Origin of the sequence: Antrihabitans stalactiti (genome assembly GCF_012932915.1) — a bacterium.
Taxonomy (GTDB): Bacteria; Actinomycetota; Actinomycetes; order Mycobacteriales; family Mycobacteriaceae; genus Antrihabitans; species Antrihabitans stalactiti.
Genome location: NZ_VCQU01000008.1, coordinates 168,638 through 185,265, shown reverse-complemented (window position 1 = coordinate 185,265; position 16,628 = coordinate 168,638). Strand labels below are relative to the sequence as shown.

Genomic DNA, 16,628 nt, shown 5'->3' with positions numbered 1-16,628 from the left:
GGGTGGGGGTGTCGGAGCGTCGGTCTACGGTGGAAAACGATGAGCGACGACGGGTGGATACGCAGGCTGTGGGGCCAGTGCTGGGCCCATCGCGGAGTCACGATCGGGGCGTTGGCGGCCACGGCAGTCGGAGCGTTGATCGAGATCGTCGGTCCGCTGCTCACCAAGACTGCCGTCGATGCTGCGGGAGCAGGTGCCGTCGAAAAGATCGGCGCAGTGGCGGCCTTGCTAGCCGTGTTGGCCGTCGTTCGGTTCGCGTGCCAGTACGGGCGGCGGATGCTTGCCGGACGAATGTCGCTCGGCGTCCAGCACGATCTGCGGCTATCGCTGTTGTCGTCGCTCCAGCGCCTGGACGGCCACGGTCAGGACCGAATTCGCACCGGCCAGGTTGTGTCTCGATCGATCTCGGACCTGCAATTGGTCCAGGGTTTGCTCGCGATGGTGCCGCTGTCGGCGGGTGCGTTGCTGCAGTTCGGTCTTGCGGTCGCGGTCATGACAGTGCTCAGTCCGTTGCTCACGGTGGTCGCGCTGCTGATCGTTCCGGCAGTCGCGCTGATCGTTTACAAAGTCCGGCCGACGGTGCATGCGGCGACGTGGTCGGCACAGCAGCGCGCGGCGGACCTTGCGCAGCACGTCGAAGAGACAGTCACCGGGGTGCGCGTCGTAAAGGGGTTCGGCCAGGAGCGTCGCGTGACCGACCGGCTCGAACAACTCGGCCGGACGCTCTACGCCGAGCGGATGCGCGCCGCATTCATCAATTCGCGGTTCGCGCCGACGATGACGGTCCTCCCCGAGTTCGGCCTCGTGGCCGTCGTGGCCTTCGGCGGCTTCCTTGCCTTGCACGGAAACATCACGGTCGGCACATTTCTCGCGTTCGCGGCCTATACAGCCACGATGACGAGTACGACGCGAGTCTTGTCGTCGGTCGTCGTGCTGGCCCAGCTTGCCCGCGCTGCGGTCGACAGGGTCTTCGAGGTGATCGACACCGTGCCGACGGTCGCCGACCCGCACTCCCCTGTCGACGTGCCGCATGGTCCGCTCGGTGTGGACTTTCGCAACGTCAGTTTCGGTTTCGATCCTGAGCACGACGTCCTGCGCGGTCTGAACCTCACCGTTGCGCCGGGTGAAACTGTCGCGATCGTCGGTCCGGCGGGTTCGGGGAAGACGGCATTGTCGTTGCTGCTGCCGCGCTTCTACGCCCCGCGCAGCGGCGCAGTCGTATTGACCGGACCGGGCGGCTCCGAGGTCGATATTGCCGAGGTCGCAGCGGACCAGTTGCGCGCGGCGATAGGCATCGTGTTCGACGAACCGTTCCTGTTCTCCGACACCGTCGCCGCGAACATCGCGCTGGGCAAGCCCGACGCGACGACGGAGGAAATCCGCAGGGTCGCAAAGATCGCCGCGGCCGACGACTTCATTTCCGAGCTTGCCGACGGCTACGACACGGTCATCGGTGAGCGAGGGTTGACGCTCTCCGGCGGCCAACGCCAACGCATCGCACTGGCCCGCGCACTGCTCGTCGAGCCGCGGGTACTGATCCTCGACGACGCGACCTCTGCGGTCGACGCGACGACCGAGGCCGCGATCTTTGCCGCACTGCCGGCCGACAGCTTTAGAACGACGATCATTCTCGCCCACCGAAATTCGACGCTGGCCTTCGCCGATCGCGTGGTGGAGTTGGGAGCGGCCGGCGTAGCAGCCAACCCAGAACTCTGGCCTGAGCAGCAGATCGATCTCCCGGCCACGAAAGAGACGACCGCTCCCCCTGGTTTCAGCGGACCGGTCTCAGCGGCGGTCGGCTCGATGCCGCCTACGCCGGCCATGCTCGCGGCCATCGCCGCGCTACCACCTGCAACCGAGCAACCGGGCTTGGATACCGCCGCACTCCGTCAGCCCGATCCCGAGTTCGCGTTGTCGAAGATGCTCAGGCCGGTGCGCTGGCTGTTGGCCGCCGTCGTCGCGTGTCTGGCAATCGATTCGGCGATCGTCATCGCCTTTCCGTCCATCGTGCGCTACGCCATCGACCACGGTGTTTCGCTCGGTCAGGCGTCGGCGTTGTGGGAGGCGAGCGCACTCGGTGCGGTCCTCGTGCTCATCGACTGGTTCGTCGTTGCGGCTACAACGTTGATCTCCGCGCGCGCCGGCGAGCGTGTGTTGTTCGGACTCCGCGTCCGCAGCTATGCGCATCTGCAGCGGCTCGGTCTCGATTACTACGAACGCGAACTGTCCGGCCGAATCATGACCCGCATGACCACCGACGTCGATGCGTTGTCGACCTTTCTCCAGACCGGACTGTCGACCGCTGTGCTGAGCGTGGCAGTTCTCGGCGGCGTGTCCGTCGCCCTGCTGGTCACCGACCTATCGCTCGGACTTGTCGCGGTGATGGTGATCCCGCCGCTGCTCGTTGCCACTGTGGTGTTCCGCCGGCTCTCGTCGGCGGCGTACACGACGTCTCGGGAACGAATCTCGATCGTCAACGCCGACTTCCAGGAGAACATCGCGGGCCTGCGCGCGTCTCAGGCGTATCGCCGCGAAGATTTCGCGGCGCAGCGGTTTGCCGAACGTGCAGAGAGCTACCGGCGCAGTCGGATGCGATCTCAGCAAGCGATCTCGATCTACTTTCCGTTCATCGCGCTGCTTTCGGATCTCGCGCTGGCTGCAGTGGTCTACGTCGGCGCCCGGCACGTGGCCGAGGGGACAACGACGCCCGGCACACTCGTTGCCTTCGTCCTCTACCTCGGCCTGCTGTTCGTGCCGATCCAACAGCTTTCGCAAGTGTTCGACGGCTACCAGCAGGCAGCGGTGGGCCTTCGGCGGATCGGCGAGTTGCTGCGAACGCCCACCTCGCTCGAGGATGCCCAGCCGAACGAGATCATGCCCATCGAAGGACACCTGCGTGGTGAGGTCACGATGCACGACGTGACGTTCCGCTACCGCGAGCAGGACGCCGCCGCGTTGCGAGATGTTGATCTGCACATTCCGGCGGGAACGACAGTCGCGCTAGTCGGACGTACGGGTGCCGGCAAGTCGTCCATCGTCAAACTGCTCGCCCGCTTCTACGACCCGACGGCCGGGTCGGTAGCGGTGGACGACGTCGATGTTCGGCGCTACCGACTCGGTGAGTACCGCGCCCGCCTCGGTGTGGTGCCACAAGAGGCGCACCTGTTCACCGGTGATATCGCCACCAACATCGCTTTCGGCAAACCCGACGCAACCGACGAGGAGATCGAGGTTGCGGCGCGCTCGGTCGGTGCGTTGGCGACGATCGCGGCATTGCCGGCCGGTATGCGAACTCCGATCGGCGAACGCGGTCAAGGGCTGTCTGCCGGGCAACGCCAACTGGTCGCCCTCGCCCGCGCCGAATTGGTCGACCCGGACCTGTTGTTGCTCGACGAAGCAACGGCGACTCTCGATCCGGCAACCGAAGCCGTGGTGCTTGCAGCGAGCAAGGCTGTGACCCGGCGACGGACTGCGGTGATCGTCGCGCACCGGCTCGCTACAGCCGCGCGGGCTGACCTGATCGTCGTCGTCGACCACGGCACAATCGTCGAGTCCGGCAGCCACGAAGCCCTCCGAACGGCGGGCGGACCGTACGCGAAGCTGTGGGATGCAGCACATCAAGAAGGCGGCGAGGTCTTCGATTCCGGGCAAGTCCTGGTTAACGGCTCGACTGCGCGCAGTTGACACGTCAACCAAGTGCAGGGATTCTGCGCACGCGTTCAGGTACAGGTCTAGCCTCGTATATAGACGTGCAGATCGGTAATGAGGAACGAAAAGAGGATTACCTGCCGTGAGCAGCTCCACTGCCCAGTTCGGACAGAATCAATGGCTCGTCGACGAGATGTACCAGCGGTTCAAGGAAGACCCCGCGTCCGTCGATGAAAGCTGGCACGAGTTTCTGACCGACTACACACCCGACGGCGCCGACGCGGCCAACGGGCAAGCCGAGGCAAAATCCGCCGCGCCGCCACCGCCCGCGAAAGCTGCTGCCCCAGCACCGAAGCCCGCGGAATCGAAGACTCCGGCACCGAAGGCCGCCGAGCCGAAAGCCGCCGAGCCGAAGGCTGCAGCCCCGGCACCGGCCACGAAGCCGAAAGCCGCTGCGCCGCAAGAAGCTCCGAAGTCTGCTCCACCCGAGAAGCCCGCACCGAAGAGTGCGCCTGCGCCTGCGTCGAACGCCGCGAAGCCCACCGCACCGACACAGCCCGGTGCGGCAACCGGCGACGAGAACAAGATCCTGCGTGGTGGCGCTGCGGCGATCGTCAAGAACATGTCGGCGTCGCTGAGCATCCCCACAGCAACCAGCGTCCGCGCCATCCCGGCCAAGCTGATGATCGACAACCGACTGGTGATCAACAACCACCTCGCGCGCACGCGCGGCGGCAAGATCTCCTTCACGCACTTGCTCGGCTATGCGATCGTCCAAGCCGTCAAGGCGCTGCCGACCATGAACCGACATTTCGCCGAGATCGACGGCAAGCCCAACGCGGTCACGCCGGCGCACACCAACCTCGGTCTCGCGATCGACCTGCCCGGCAAGGATGGCAGCCGCACCCTGGTCGTCGCGGCGATCAAGGGCTGCGAGGCAATGAACTTCGCGCAGTTCCACGCAGCGTACGAAGACGTGGTCCGGCGCGCGCGTGACGGCAAGTTGACCGCCGAGGATTTCTCCGGCGTGACGATTTCCCTCACCAACCCGGGCACGATCGGGACCGTTCACTCGGTACCGCGGCTCATGCCGGGCCAGGGCACGATCGTCGGCGCCGGTGCGATGGAGTACCCCGCCGAGTTCCAGGGCGCCAGTGACGAGCGGATCGCCGATATCGGCGTCGGCAAGTTGATGACGCTCACCTCGACCTACGACCACCGCATCATTCAGGGTGCAGAGTCGGGCGATTTCCTCCGCACAATCCACAACTTGCTGATCAGCGACGAGCTGTTCGATGAGATCTTCCACGCGATGGGGATCCCGTACGAGCCGGTCCGTTGGCGCAAGGACATGCGTGAGCGCGGTGTCGACAAGACCACCCGTGTGCTCGAACTCATCGCGGCGTACCGCAACCGCGGTCACTTGATGGCCGACTCCGATCCGCTGCGGTTGGTCAAGGACAAGTTCCGCAGCCACCCGGACCTCGACGTCGTCACCCACGGGCTCACCCTCTGGGACCTCGATCGCGAGTTCAACGTCGGCGGCTTCCGCGGCGAAGAGCGCATGCGGTTGCGCGACGTACTCAGCATTTTGCGCGACGCCTACTGTCGCCACGTCGGTGTCGAGTACATGCACATTCTCGAGCCCGACCAGCTCAAGTGGCTGCAGGAGCGAGTCGAGAAGAAGCACGTCAAACCGACTGTTGCGCAACAGAAGTACATCCTGAGCAAGCTGAACGCCGCCGAGGCATTCGAGACGTTCCTGCAGACGAAGTACGTCGGTCAGAAGCGCTTCTCGCTGGAGGGCGCCGAGACGGTCATCCCGATGATGGATGCCGTCATCGATCAGGCGGCCGAGCACAGCCTCGACGAGGTCATCATCGGCATGCCGCACCGCGGTCGTTTGAACGTGCTTGCCAACATCGTCGGCAAGCCGTACTCGAAGATCTTCACCGAGTTCGAAGGCAACATGAACCCGTCGGCTGCCCACGGGTCCGGCGACGTGAAGTACCACCTCGGTGCGAGCGGCACCTACATCCAGATGTTCGGCGACAACGACATCGAGGTGTCGCTGACTGCCAACCCGAGCCACCTCGAAGCTGTCGACCCGGTGCTCGAAGGTCTGGTCCGTGCGAAGCAGGATCTGCTCGACAAGGGCGACGGTCCCGGCGGCTTCTCCGTCGTGCCGTTGATGCTGCACGGCGACGCGGCCTTCGCGGGCCAGGGCGTGGTTCCCGAGACGCTGAACCTCGCAGGGCTGCGCGGATTCCGGACCGGCGGCACGATCCACATCGTCGTGAACAACCAGATCGGCTTCACCACGGCACCGGAGAACTCGCGCAGCAGCGAGTACTGCACCGATGTCGCAAAGATGGTTGCGGCGCCGATCTTCCACGTGAACGGCGACGATCCCGAGGCGTGCGTCTGGGTTGCGCAGCTGGCTGTCGATTACCGGCAGCAGTTCCACAAGGACGTCGTCATCGACATGATCTGCTACCGCCGCCGCGGTCACAACGAGGGCGACGACCCGTCGATGACGCAGCCCTACATGTACGACACGATCGACACGAAGCGTTCGGTTCGCAAGAGCTACACCGAATCCCTCATCGGTCGTGGCGACATCTCGCTCAAAGAGGCCGAGGACGCCCTGCGCGACTACCAGGGTCAGTTGGAGCGAGTGTTCAACGAGGTCCGGGAGCTGGAGAAGTACACACCCGAGCCGACGAAGTCGGTCGAGATGGATCAGCCCCTTCCGAAGAAGCTCGTGACCGCCGTGGACAAGGCGCTGCTGCAACGCATCGGCGATGCCTACCTGAACGTGCCCGAGGGCTTCACGGTGCACCCGCGCGTCAAGCCGGTTCTCGAGCGTCGACGCGAAATGGCGTACGAGGGCAATGTCGACTGGTCGTTCGCTGAACTGCTCGCCTTCGGCACCTTGATCGACGAAGGAAAGAGCGTCCGGCTCACGGGTCAGGATGTTCGGCGCGGCACGTTCACCCAACGCCATGCGGTGATCATCGACCGCAAGACAGCCGCGGAGTACACGCCGCTGCACAACATCGGTAGCGAGAAGCCCGGCCGATTCGCGATTCACGACTCGGCTTTGAGCGAGTTCGCGGTCGTGGGGTTCGAATACGGCTACTCACTCGGTAACCCCGAGGCACTTGTGTTGTGGGAAGCGCAGTTCGGCGACTTCGTCAACGGCGCACAACCCATCATCGACGAGTTCATTTCGTCCGGTGAAGCAAAGTGGGGCCAGCTCTCCGAAGTGGTGATCCTGCTTCCGCACGGTCACGAAGGGCAGGGTCCGGACCACACGTCCGGTCGCATCGAGCGTTGGTTGCAGCTGTGTGCGGAGGGTTCGATGACGGTCGCGATGCCGTCGACTCCCGCGAACTACTTCCACCTTCTGCGTCGGCACGCGCACGACGGAATTCGCCGTCCGCTGGTCGTCTTCACACCGAAGTCGATGCTGCGCAACAAGAATGTGGTCAGCAACCTGAAGGACTTCACCGACGGCAAGTTCCACTCTGTGTTCGACGAGCCCACCTACGAGAGTGGCGACGGCGACCGCAGCAAGGTGAAGCGGATCCTGCTGACGAGCGGCAAGCTCTACTGGGAACTGTTGGCGCGCAAGCAGAAGGACAACCGCGAGGACGTTGCGATCGTCCGGATCGAGCAGCTGTACCCGATCCCGCGCTTCCGGCTCAACGAAGCACTCGACGGCTACCCCAACGCCAAGGAGTACTTCTGGCTGCAGGAGGAGCCCGCGAACCAGGGTGCGTGGCCGACGTTCGGGCTGTACTTGCCGGAATACCTTCCCGAGAAGCTGACGGGTATCAAGCGCATCTCGCGGCGTGCGATGTCGGCACCGTCGTCGGGGTCGAGCAAGGTGCACGCGGTCGAGCAACAGGCGATCATCGACGCAGCGTTCGCTGATTGATCCGGCGTTCGCCTGATTTGCTGCCGCTCGACCGGGTCGAATTGCGTCCGAGGGAGAGTCTCGCCCACCCCTTCGACCCGAACGCCTGGTATTTCGACTTGCCGGCGATCGCCGAACTGCGCGACGAGGGACTCTCCTTCGCCGCACCGGTCACGGTGATCGTCGGCGAGAACGGGGCAGGCAAGTCGACGCTGGTCGAGGCGATCGCTTCGAGCTGGGAAGGTGGGCTCACCGCCGCCAAAGACGCCATGTGGTCGACGGGCGGCAGCGGTGAGGACACCGACCTTGGTTGGCATCTGTGGTGCGGGGGCATGCGTCCGCGGCCGCACGGCGGTTGCTTCTTACGGGCCGAGTCGATGCATCAGATGTTCGCAGCGGCCGATGGCGGTCGTGCGCGGGACGACGACCAAGCGTTCAACGAGCTCAGCCACGGTCAATCGTTTCTGCGCTACATCGCCGAACGCCCGATCGGCGTCGGACTGTGGATCATGGACGAACCAGAGGCGGCGCTGTCTTTTCAGTCGTGCCTTGCACTGATCGGGGCGATCAACGATCTGGTGGCCGAAGGTTCGCAGGTCGTCATGGCGACGCATTCGCCGGTACTCGCAGCGTGCCCGGGTGCCGATATCTGGGAGCTCACCGACGACGGGATCGAGACCCCCGACTGGGGCGACCTCGACATCGTCCGTAACTGGCGCCGATTCCTCGACTCACCCGAGATGTTTCTCCGGCACCTGTGAGTCCATTCCAGCAGCGGCCAGCAGCACTGCTGCGACCTCCGGACTGAGCGCAACAGCAGGCAACGCGCGGATGTTCATGTCGATCAAGTCTTCGCGGCTGATCTGCTCTTGATCCTCTAGCCAGTTCAGCGTGGTCTCTTCGACGAACGCGATCCAGCCACGGGTGGCGAGCCGAATTCGCGGCGTGATCTGCTCGGGCGGTAGGGGCACGAAGCTGAGCGTCTGGTCCACGATGCGTTTCCGGCTCTCGTCCGCGACCGAACGCATGTCGGGATCACCGCTGGAGGGACCACGCAGAATCGCGGTGTAGCCATCCCGGTTCTCGAGCACGTAATCGACGTAGCGGTTGAGGAGGTCACGGACCATCTCCACCGGCGGGAGGTCGGTGTTGGGTTTGAGGATCGCCAACAGCTCGTCGCTGCCGTGCGCTGCGATCGCAAGGTGAAAGTCCCGCTTCGACGGGAAGTAATGAAAGAGCAGCCCGCGTGAGATACCGGCCTTCTTGGCGATTTCCTCGATCGAGATGTCGTCGAAACCGCGGATGGACAGCATCTTTGCGCCCAGTTCGATCAGCTGGTCACGCCGTTGCGCTGGGTCCAGCCTGATTCGCACCATCGATCATCACCTCCACGCCCGTACTGAGCACCACTCAATAGCTATTGACTAACAGTCAGTAGAACTCTACGCTCGTTTGCATGAGTCCTGAAGTTACAGACAATGTGGAATTGCACAAGGGCGTGCGCCACGTAAACACGCTGATCATCGGCAGCGGGTTTGCGGGACTCGGCGCCGCCATTCGATTGAGCCAAGAAGGGAAAGACGACTTCCTGGTCCTCGAACGCGGTGCGACCGTGGGCGGTACCTGGCGCGACAACACCTACCCAGGTGCTGCTTGCGACGTTCCGTCACAGCTCTACTCCTACTCGTTTGCGTTGAATCCCAACTGGTCGCGCTCGTTCTCGACGCAGCCCGAGATTCAGGCCTACATCGAGTCCGTAGCCAAGAAGCACGACATCCTCGACAAGCATGTCTTCAACACCCACGTCCAGTCCGCGCATTGGAACGACGACGACGCGATCTGGGAAGTCCAGACCTCGACGGGCCGCTACTCGGCCAAGATCCTCGTCGGCGCCGTCGGCGCACTGGCGGAGCCGAACCTGCCCGACATCAAGGGCATCAACGGCTTCGAAGGCGAGATCTTCCACACCGCACAGTGGAACCACGAGGCGGACCTCACGGGCAAGCGCGTCGCGGTCATCGGCACCGGCGCTTCGGCGATCCAGGTCGTCCCCGCGATCGCACCGAAGGTCGCCAGCCTGGACCTGTACCAGCGCACCGCACCATGGCTGCTCCCCCGCTTCGACCGCGCGTACACCACGCCGGAGCGGCTCGCCTTCAAATACATCCCGGGCGTCCAGCGCCTGTCGCGCGCAGGAATCTACTGGGCGCGCGAAGTCCAGGTCGTCGGTCTCGCGAAGGCACCTATCTTCATGAAGCCGCTGGAGCTCATCGCACGGGCGAAGCTCCTGGCCGAGGTTCGCGACGCAGAACTGCGCGCGAAGGTCACCCCGGACTTCCAGATCGGCTGCAAGCGCATGCTGATCAGCAACAACTACTACCCGGCGCTCAGCCGTGACAACGTCGACGTCGTCACCGACGGCATCGCCGAAGTCAGCTCGAACTCGATCGTGACCAAGGACGGGACCGAGCGCGAGGTCGACGCGATCGTCGTCGCCACCGGTTTCCACGTCACGGACTCCCCCGTATTCCAGACCATCTTCGGCAAGGACGGCCGGTCGTTGGCCGACGTCTTCGACGAGAGTGGTCAGCAGGGCTACAAGGGCGCCGCGATCGCCAACTTCCCCAATATGTTCTTCCTCGTCGGGCCCAACACCGGCCTGGGCCACACGTCGATGGTCTTCATGATCGAGTCGCAGATCAACTACCTCGCCGACGCGATCAAGACAATCGAGAAGCAAGGCCTCCGGACCGTCGAGGTCCGTCAGGATGCCCAGGACGCCTACAACGCGGAACTGCAGGCAGACATGGCGAGTAGCGTCTGGATGAACGGCGGCTGCGCCAGTTGGTACCTCGACAAGCACGGCAACAACACCACGCTGTGGCCAGGATTCACGTTCGAGTTCCGCCAGCTGACGCGTAAGTTCGACGTCGCCGCGTACGACACGACAACCGACGTCGAGGTCGATCCGATCAGCGTCATTGCAGACGAAACGAACGAGAAGGTGGCAGCTAGATGAGCGACTTCAGCGGCAAAGTGGCCGTGGTAACCGGTGCTGGATCCGGTATCGGTAGAGCACTCGCTCTCGACCTTGCAAAGCGTGGCGCGAAGCTCGCACTCTCCGACATCGACACCGAGGGGTTGGCGGAGACCGTGCGGCAGGCGGAAGCACTGGGCGCAGAGGTCAAGTCCGACCGCCTCAACGTCGCAGAGCGTGAAGCTGTGCTGACCTACGCCGACGCGGTGCATGCGCACTTCGGCAAGGTCAACCAGATCTACAACAACGCTGGAATCGCCTACTCCGGCGACGTGGAGGTGTCCGAGTTCAAGGACATCGAGCGCGTCATGGATGTCGATTTCTGGGGCGTTGTCAACGGCACCAAGGCATTTCTGCCGTACCTGATCGAGTCCGGTGACGGGCATGTGGTCAACGTATCGAGCCTGTTCGGCCTGATCGCGATGCCGAGCCAGAGCGCGTACAACGCAGCGAAGTTCGCAGTGCGCGGCTTCACCGAGTCGTTGCGCATGGAGATGCTCGCCAGCGGCCACAAGGTGAAGGTCACCTGCGTACACCCAGGCGGAATCAAGACCAACATCGCCAATAACTCGACCGCTGCCGGCGGTGAGGACATCACGGCGATGGCCGACGTGTTCAACAAGCGATTGGCGCGGAATTCCCCTGAGATGGCCGCCAAGACGATCCTCGACGGCGTTCGCGGCAGCAAGGGCCGCGTGCTCATCGGCCTCGACGCTCAGGCCCTCGACCTATTCGTCCGGGTCACCGGGTCGCGTTATCAGCGAGTTGTCGCCGAGGCGGCAAGCAGACTGATTCCGAAGCCGAAGGCGAAATAGCTCCATGCATCTTCCCCTGCCCGTAGCGGGCGCAGCGCTGCACGGTTTCTACCGGGTCGCGATGTACCACCGCTTGCCTTATCGCACACAACGCGCGCTGCTGGACATCGGTGCGCGCCTGCAGCTGATTCCAGCAGGCACGGTCGTCGAACAGCTATTGCTCGGCGGGCGTCGGGCGGAGAAGGTGACGGCAGGGTCCGACAACGGGACTGCCGTGTTGTATCTCCACGGTGGCGGTTACACGATCGGGTCGATCGCTACGCATCGGTCACTCGCGGCGCATATCGCTCGCGAGTCCGGCGCCGCGGTCTACCTGATCGATTACCGGCTTGCGCCAGAGCACCCGCTCCCGGCGGGGCTCGACGATTCCGTCGCCGCGTACCGCGATCTGCTGTCCGGGCACGGTTACTCCGCTGACCAGGTCGCGCTCGGCGGCGATTCGGCCGGCGGCGGTTTGGCCGTCGCGACGACTCGTCGGCTGATCGACGAGCATGCCATCACGCCGGCCGGGCTCGCCCTGATCGCGCCGTGGGTGGATCCGAACGTCATCGCAGAGCCGAAGGGCGATCTCGTTCTGACGCAGAAGTGGTCGCGGCGCTGCGCCGCCGCCTACCTCGGCGACGCAGACCCCAGCGACATCGGGTACGCGCCCTTGTTGGGCGATCTGAGCGGTCTCCCCCGGACCTTGGTTCAGGTCGGGCAAACGGAACTGCTGCACCCGCAGGCAGTCGCCTTCGTGTCCGCACTCCGCACGACAGGCGTCGACGTCGAGTTCACCGAACACGCCCGGCTCTGGCATTGCGCGCAACTGCAGGCCTCGCTGGTAGCAGATGCACACCGCGCGGTCCAGGAGATCGGCGTCTTCCTTCGTGACGTCTGGACGGCTACGGAAGACGACGTCGCCGTCTAGCTCTACTGCTCACAGGCCGTGTTGGTCGAGCCACGTGCGGGCAAGATCTGCTACCGAAGCCCCACGATTCGCGTCCGCGAGTAGGTCACTCAGGTTGTCTGTAGTCAGTTCGCCTGCAACGACATTCAGCTTGGTGATCTGCTTTTGCGTGAGCGACCCGGTTCTAAAGACCGGAACGACGTTCTCGGCTGCGAATGCGTACTTGTCGTCGGTCAGCGCGATAACGCCTTTCGAGAACCCGACCCCGGGTTCCTGGACACCGACATCGGTGCCCTCGCGAGATCCTTCAGCTTTGGACGAGACCTGCCGGAATTCGCAGGAGTATTCGGTCCGCAATCTATCGATCACGACAGCAGGCACAGGGCGAGACGATCCCAAGGTCAGCTCACCGCAACGCAGGTCGCCGACCGATCGCGCAGCTGTCGACTCCCCGACGATGAACACCGACCGATGTTGCGCACCTGCGTAGTCCGAGATCGACAAGCCCGCGGGTAGAGCCTTGCTCAGCGCATCCCGAACGTCGTCCGGCTTGCTTTGTGTGGCAGCGGGATTCAGGTAGGCGAGAAAACTGCCGGTCAGCTCCGGAATCAGCGTGACCTTGCCACTGTCGAGTGCGGCCAAGGTCGCCGCGCGGTCACCGAGGTGTGCCTGGACCTCGACCGTGCTGCCCCCGCGAGCCAACGCGCCTGCGTAGATCTCGGCGATCAACTCGCTGTAGGTCGAATCCCCCGAGCCGACGACAACCGGCAGTGTTGCCGGGTCAGGATCGAGGACGGGATCGTCCAGACTGCAACCCGCAACCAGGGCAAGCACCGCGATCGCCATGCCGAAGCGAGCTACGAACACGAAAATTCCTTCTCTTCGACCACGGATTGCATCGTTAGACTGTCACGCTAATGCCTCGTTGGAAGGACATCATGGCCGCCACTCCGCTCCGCTGGCTCACCACCGCTGCTCTCGCTCTCGCACTCGTCGGAACCGCAGCGTGCGGCAATTCGGATCCGCTCAGTTCGGGCGGTTCGTGCGATTCCAAGGATCCGAACAAGATCGCGGTCGGGTCAGCCGACTTCCCCGAATCGTCGACCATCGCCTTTATCTATGCCGAGGCCCTGCGTAACAACGGTTTCGACGTCGTCGTCAAGCCGAACATCGGCAGTCGCGAGGCCTACGTCCCTGCGGTCGAAGATTGCTCGATCGACCTGATTCCCGACTACACCGGCAATCTCCTTCGCTACCTGAACAAGGATGCGACGGCCACCTCGTCGGCGGATGTGGATAAGGCACTGACCGAGGCGCTGGGCGACTCGCTCGCAATCTCCACGCCGGCGCCAGCGGAGGACAAGGACGCCGTCGTCGTCACCAAGGACACCGCGGACCGCTGGAAGCTGACCTCCATCGCCGATCTCGCCTCGCACTCGGCAGAGGTGAAATTCGGTGCACCAGGCGAATTCCAGAAACGTCCGGTCGGCCTGCCCGGACTGAAGGCGAACTACGGACTCGACATCTTGCCCGACAACTTCGTCCCGATCGAAGGCGGCGGACCCGCGACGGCCAACGAGTTGAACAGCGGCGCCATCACGGCGGCGAACATCTTCACCACCTCGCCCGCGATCAAGAAGTACAACTTCGTCGTCCTCGCCGACCCGAAGAACAACTTCCCCGCGCAGAACGTCGTCCCGTTGTTCCGCGCAGACAAGCGCAGCGACAAACTCGTCAAGGTACTCGACGCGGTGTCGGCGAAGCTCACGACCGACGACCTCATCGCGCTCAACGACTCTGTCTCGGGCGACGCGAAGGTGGAAACCTCAGCCGCAGCACAACAGTGGGTCGCCGATCATGGCTTGAAGACACCCGTCGGATGATCGAGTTTTCCGACGTCACCAAGCAATACCCAGACGGCACGATCGCCGTCGACGGCTTGAGTCTGACCATCGAGTCGGGTTCGTTCACCGTGTTCGTCGGACCGTCAGGGTGCGGCAAGACGACGTCGATGCGGATGATCAACCGCATGATCGCGCCGACGTCCGGGACGATCAGCGTCGACGGCAAAGACATCACCACATCGAACGCCGTGCAGTTGCGCCGCGGCATGGGATACGTGATCCAGAGCGCCGGATTGCTACCGCACCGCACAGTCGTCGACAACGTTGCCACAGTCCCTGTGCTGCAAGGAGTCTCGCGTCGCGCCGCGCGCAAGTCCGCGCTGGAGGTGCTCGAACGCGTCGGCCTGGACCTCGCGTTGGCAACGCGGTATCCAGCGCAACTGTCCGGTGGTCAACAACAGCGCGTCGGCGTCGCCCGTGCGCTGGCCGCCGACCCGCCGATTCTGCTGATGGACGAACCGTTCAGCGCCGTCGACCCCGTGGTTCGCGAGGATCTGCAGAACGAAATGCAGCGGCTGCAAGCGGAATTGCGCAAAACCATCGTGTTCGTCACCCATGACATCGACGAGGCGGTCAAGCTCGGCGACAAGGTCGCGGTATTCGGACGCGGGGGCGTGCTCCAGCAGTACGACGAACCGCAGAAGGTCCTCGCTTCCCCCGCAACCGATTTCGTCGCAGATTTCGTCGGTCGCGACCGCGGCTACCGTGGACTGTCGTTCCGCACCGCCGGGCACATCACGCTTCGTGAGGTCCGTACGGCGACGGAGTCACGTCTGAAGGAGCTGGAAACGCGCACCGGCGAGTGGGTGCTCGTCACGAGCGAGGACGGCGCCCCGCGCGGCTGGGTGGACTGGAATGGCACGGTCGCTGCGGGCGGATCGCTGTTCCCCGCGGGCGGCGACCTGCGCCAAGCGCTCGATTCCGCGATTTCGTCGCCGTCGGGAATCGGAGTCGCTATCGATCCGCAAGGCAAGGTCGTCGGCGGAATCGACGCCGCCGATGTACTGGATCAGCTTGCACGCCAACGACGCACGGAGCGTTCGGCGCAACAATGAAGTACCTGCTGAACAACTTCGACAAGGTGAGTGACTATGCGCAGACCCACCTGTACCTCGCGCTCGTACCGCTGCTGATCGGACTCGCGATCGCGGTGCCGGTCGGCATCGCGATCCAGAACGTCCCGTGGCTGCGCAAGATCACCGTGACCATCGCGAGTATCGCGTTCACGATTCCGTCGCTCGCATTGTTCGTGACGATCCCGAGCATCGCGGGACTGAAAGTTCTCGACCCGCTCAATGTCGTCATCGCTCTGACCATCTACGCAACCGCGTTGCTGGTCCGAGCGGTGCCCGAGGCACTCGATTCGGTGGCGCCCGATGTGCTCGACGCCGCGACTGCGATGGGCTTCACGTCGCTGCGCCGGACCCTCACCGTCGAACTGCCCCTTGCCGTTCCGGTTCTCATCGCCAGCATCCGCGTGGTCACGGTGACCAACATTTCGCTCGTCTCGATCGGGTCGTTGATCGGCATCGGCGGCCTCGGGCAGTTGTTCACCGAGGGCTATCAGCGCGACTACCCGGACGAGATCGTCGCCGGAATCATCGCTATCGTTGTGTTGGCGTTGGTGTTCGACGCAGCGCTCTACCTCACCGGCCGAGTACTGACGCCCTGGGCTCGGACCGCGAAGGCGGTCAAGCGATGAACTACATCTCGAAAGCACTGTCCTACATTGCCGATCCGACGAACTGGCGAGGGTCGGGCGGCATCGCGGACCGGCTCGCCGAGCACCTCTGGTACAGCTTTCTCGCCATCGTTCTCGCCGCAGCCATCGCGATCCCACTCGGCATGGTGATCGGCCACGTGCGCAAGGGCGACGCGATTCTGGTCGGGCTGGTCAACGCCATGCGGTCGCTGCCGACCCTCGGTGTGCTGACGTACCTGGTCCTGATCATCGGCGTCGGGCTGCGGCCGCCGATTATCGCCTTGGTGCTGCTTGGCATCCCGCCGCTGCTCGCGGGAACGTATGCGGGCATCGCCAACGTCGACCGCGCGGTCGTCGACGCGGCCCGCGCGATGGGCATGACCGAGTTGCAGGTGTTGTTCCGCGTCGAGATTCCGAACGCGATGCCATTGCTGCTCGGGGGCTTGCGGAACGCGACGTTGCAGGTCATCGCGACAGCGACCATTGCCGCCTACGTCACCCTCGGCGGTCTCGGCCGCTACATCTTCGACGGTCTGGGCAACTACGAGTACGACATCGTCATGGTCGGCGCGATTCTCGTTGCGCTGCTTGCCCTCGTCATCGACGGATTGCTCGCGCTCGCGGTGTGGGCATCGGTGCCGGGGACTGGACGCTTCCGCTGGACGCCACCGACCCTCAAAGCCGCCGTGGTGGCGCGCAGCAACGGATAGC

General features: G+C 64.1%; 12 protein-coding genes. 10 read left to right on the top strand and 2 right to left on the bottom strand.

The annotated features are described in order from the left end of the window. Nucleotides 1-39: 39 nt before the first annotated feature. The 3 genes from FGL95_RS22260 (at nt 40) to FGL95_RS22250 (ending at nt 8,331) form a co-directional block, all read left to right on the top strand. Nucleotides 40-3,684: an ABC transporter ATP-binding protein gene (locus FGL95_RS22260; protein WP_169590834.1), complete on the top strand. Its 3,645-nt coding sequence runs from the start codon at nt 40-42 to the stop codon at nt 3,682-3,684. Nucleotides 3,685-3,841: 157 nt separating this feature from the next. Next, on the top strand, nt 3,842-7,591 hold the full coding sequence (locus tag FGL95_RS22255; protein WP_240963238.1) for a multifunctional oxoglutarate decarboxylase/oxoglutarate dehydrogenase thiamine pyrophosphate-binding subunit/dihydrolipoyllysine-residue succinyltransferase subunit: 3,750 nt from the start codon (nt 3,842-3,844) through the stop codon (nt 7,589-7,591). A 41-nt stretch (nt 7,592-7,632) separates the two neighbouring features. Beyond that, entirely contained in the window at nt 7,633-8,331 is a 699-nt protein-coding gene (locus FGL95_RS22250; RefSeq protein WP_169591187.1) for an AAA family ATPase, read from the top strand. On the opposite strand, the gene FGL95_RS22245 is transcribed toward FGL95_RS22250, so the two are convergent. After that, nucleotides 8,302-8,946 (bottom strand): TetR/AcrR family transcriptional regulator, encoded by a 645-nt coding sequence (locus FGL95_RS22245; RefSeq protein ID WP_169590831.1) that lies wholly within the window; start codon nt 8,944-8,946, stop codon nt 8,302-8,304. The genes FGL95_RS22250 and FGL95_RS22245 overlap by 30 nt on opposite strands. Nucleotides 8,947-9,026: 80 nt before the next feature. On the opposite strand from FGL95_RS22245, the gene FGL95_RS22240 reads away from it, so the two are divergent. Genes FGL95_RS22240 through FGL95_RS22230 form a run of 3 tightly spaced genes read left to right on the top strand, consistent with a single transcriptional unit; the run spans nt 9,027 to nt 12,332 of the window. Beyond that, nucleotides 9,027-10,589, top strand: a complete 1,563-nt coding sequence (locus FGL95_RS22240; protein WP_169590829.1) for a flavin-containing monooxygenase — start codon at nt 9,027-9,029, stop codon at nt 10,587-10,589. Then, nucleotides 10,586-11,422: an SDR family NAD(P)-dependent oxidoreductase gene (locus FGL95_RS22235; RefSeq protein ID WP_169590827.1), complete on the top strand. Its 837-nt coding sequence runs from the start codon at nt 10,586-10,588 to the stop codon at nt 11,420-11,422. Before FGL95_RS22240 ends, FGL95_RS22235 begins: the two co-directional genes overlap by 4 nt. A 4-nt stretch (nt 11,423-11,426) precedes the next feature. Beyond that, nucleotides 11,427-12,332 carry an alpha/beta hydrolase gene (locus FGL95_RS22230; protein WP_169590825.1) on the top strand — a complete coding sequence of 302 codons (906 nt, stop codon included), beginning with the start codon at nt 11,427-11,429 and terminating at the stop codon, nt 12,330-12,332. Nucleotides 12,333-12,341: 9 nt separating this feature from the next. On the opposite strand, the gene FGL95_RS22225 is transcribed toward FGL95_RS22230, so the two are convergent. Next, on the bottom strand, nt 12,342-13,178 hold the full coding sequence (locus FGL95_RS22225) for a glycine betaine ABC transporter substrate-binding protein (protein WP_169590823.1): 837 nt from the start codon (nt 13,176-13,178) through the stop codon (nt 12,342-12,344). A 50-nt stretch (nt 13,179-13,228) separates the two neighbouring features. Between FGL95_RS22225 and FGL95_RS22220 the strand changes: the two genes are divergently transcribed. From FGL95_RS22220 to FGL95_RS22205, 4 genes are read left to right on the top strand one after another with little or no spacing between them, the layout of a single operon-like run. Further along, on the top strand, nt 13,229-14,194 hold the full coding sequence (locus tag FGL95_RS22220; RefSeq protein ID WP_240963222.1) for an ABC transporter substrate-binding protein: 966 nt from the start codon (nt 13,229-13,231) through the stop codon (nt 14,192-14,194). Next, a complete protein-coding gene (locus tag FGL95_RS22215) occupies nt 14,191-15,270 on the top strand; it encodes an ABC transporter ATP-binding protein (RefSeq protein ID WP_169590821.1) in 1,080 nt (359 codons plus the stop codon). Before FGL95_RS22220 ends, FGL95_RS22215 begins: the two co-directional genes overlap by 4 nt. Next, nucleotides 15,267-15,917 (top strand): ABC transporter permease, encoded by a 651-nt coding sequence (locus tag FGL95_RS22210; protein WP_169590819.1) that lies wholly within the window; start codon nt 15,267-15,269, stop codon nt 15,915-15,917. The genes FGL95_RS22215 and FGL95_RS22210 overlap by 4 nt, the downstream gene beginning before the upstream one ends. Then, nucleotides 15,914-16,627, top strand: coding sequence for an ABC transporter permease (locus tag FGL95_RS22205; RefSeq protein ID WP_169590817.1), 714 nt, complete (start codon nt 15,914-15,916; stop codon nt 16,625-16,627). Before FGL95_RS22210 ends, FGL95_RS22205 begins: the two co-directional genes overlap by 4 nt. Nucleotide 16,628: the final 1 nt, after the last annotated feature.

Coding starts and splice junctions, on each gene's coding strand:
- FGL95_RS22260 (WP_169590834.1), top strand. CDS start 40: ATGAGCGACGACGGGTGGATACGCAGGCTGTGGGGCCAGTGCTGGGCC.
- FGL95_RS22255 (WP_240963238.1), top strand. CDS start 3,842: ATGTACCAGCGGTTCAAGGAAGACCCCGCGTCCGTCGATGAAAGCTGG.
- FGL95_RS22245 (WP_169590831.1), bottom strand. CDS start 8,946: ATGGTGCGAATCAGGCTGGACCCAGCGCAACGGCGTGACCAGCTGATC.
- FGL95_RS22240 (WP_169590829.1), top strand. CDS start 9,027: ATGAGTCCTGAAGTTACAGACAATGTGGAATTGCACAAGGGCGTGCGC.
- FGL95_RS22235 (WP_169590827.1), top strand. CDS start 10,586: ATGAGCGACTTCAGCGGCAAAGTGGCCGTGGTAACCGGTGCTGGATCC.
- FGL95_RS22230 (WP_169590825.1), top strand. CDS start 11,427: ATGCATCTTCCCCTGCCCGTAGCGGGCGCAGCGCTGCACGGTTTCTAC.
- FGL95_RS22220 (WP_240963222.1), top strand. CDS start 13,229: ATGCCTCGTTGGAAGGACATCATGGCCGCCACTCCGCTCCGCTGGCTC.
- FGL95_RS22215 (WP_169590821.1), top strand. CDS start 14,191: ATGATCGAGTTTTCCGACGTCACCAAGCAATACCCAGACGGCACGATC.
- FGL95_RS22210 (WP_169590819.1), top strand. CDS start 15,267: ATGAAGTACCTGCTGAACAACTTCGACAAGGTGAGTGACTATGCGCAG.
- FGL95_RS22205 (WP_169590817.1), top strand. CDS start 15,914: ATGAACTACATCTCGAAAGCACTGTCCTACATTGCCGATCCGACGAAC.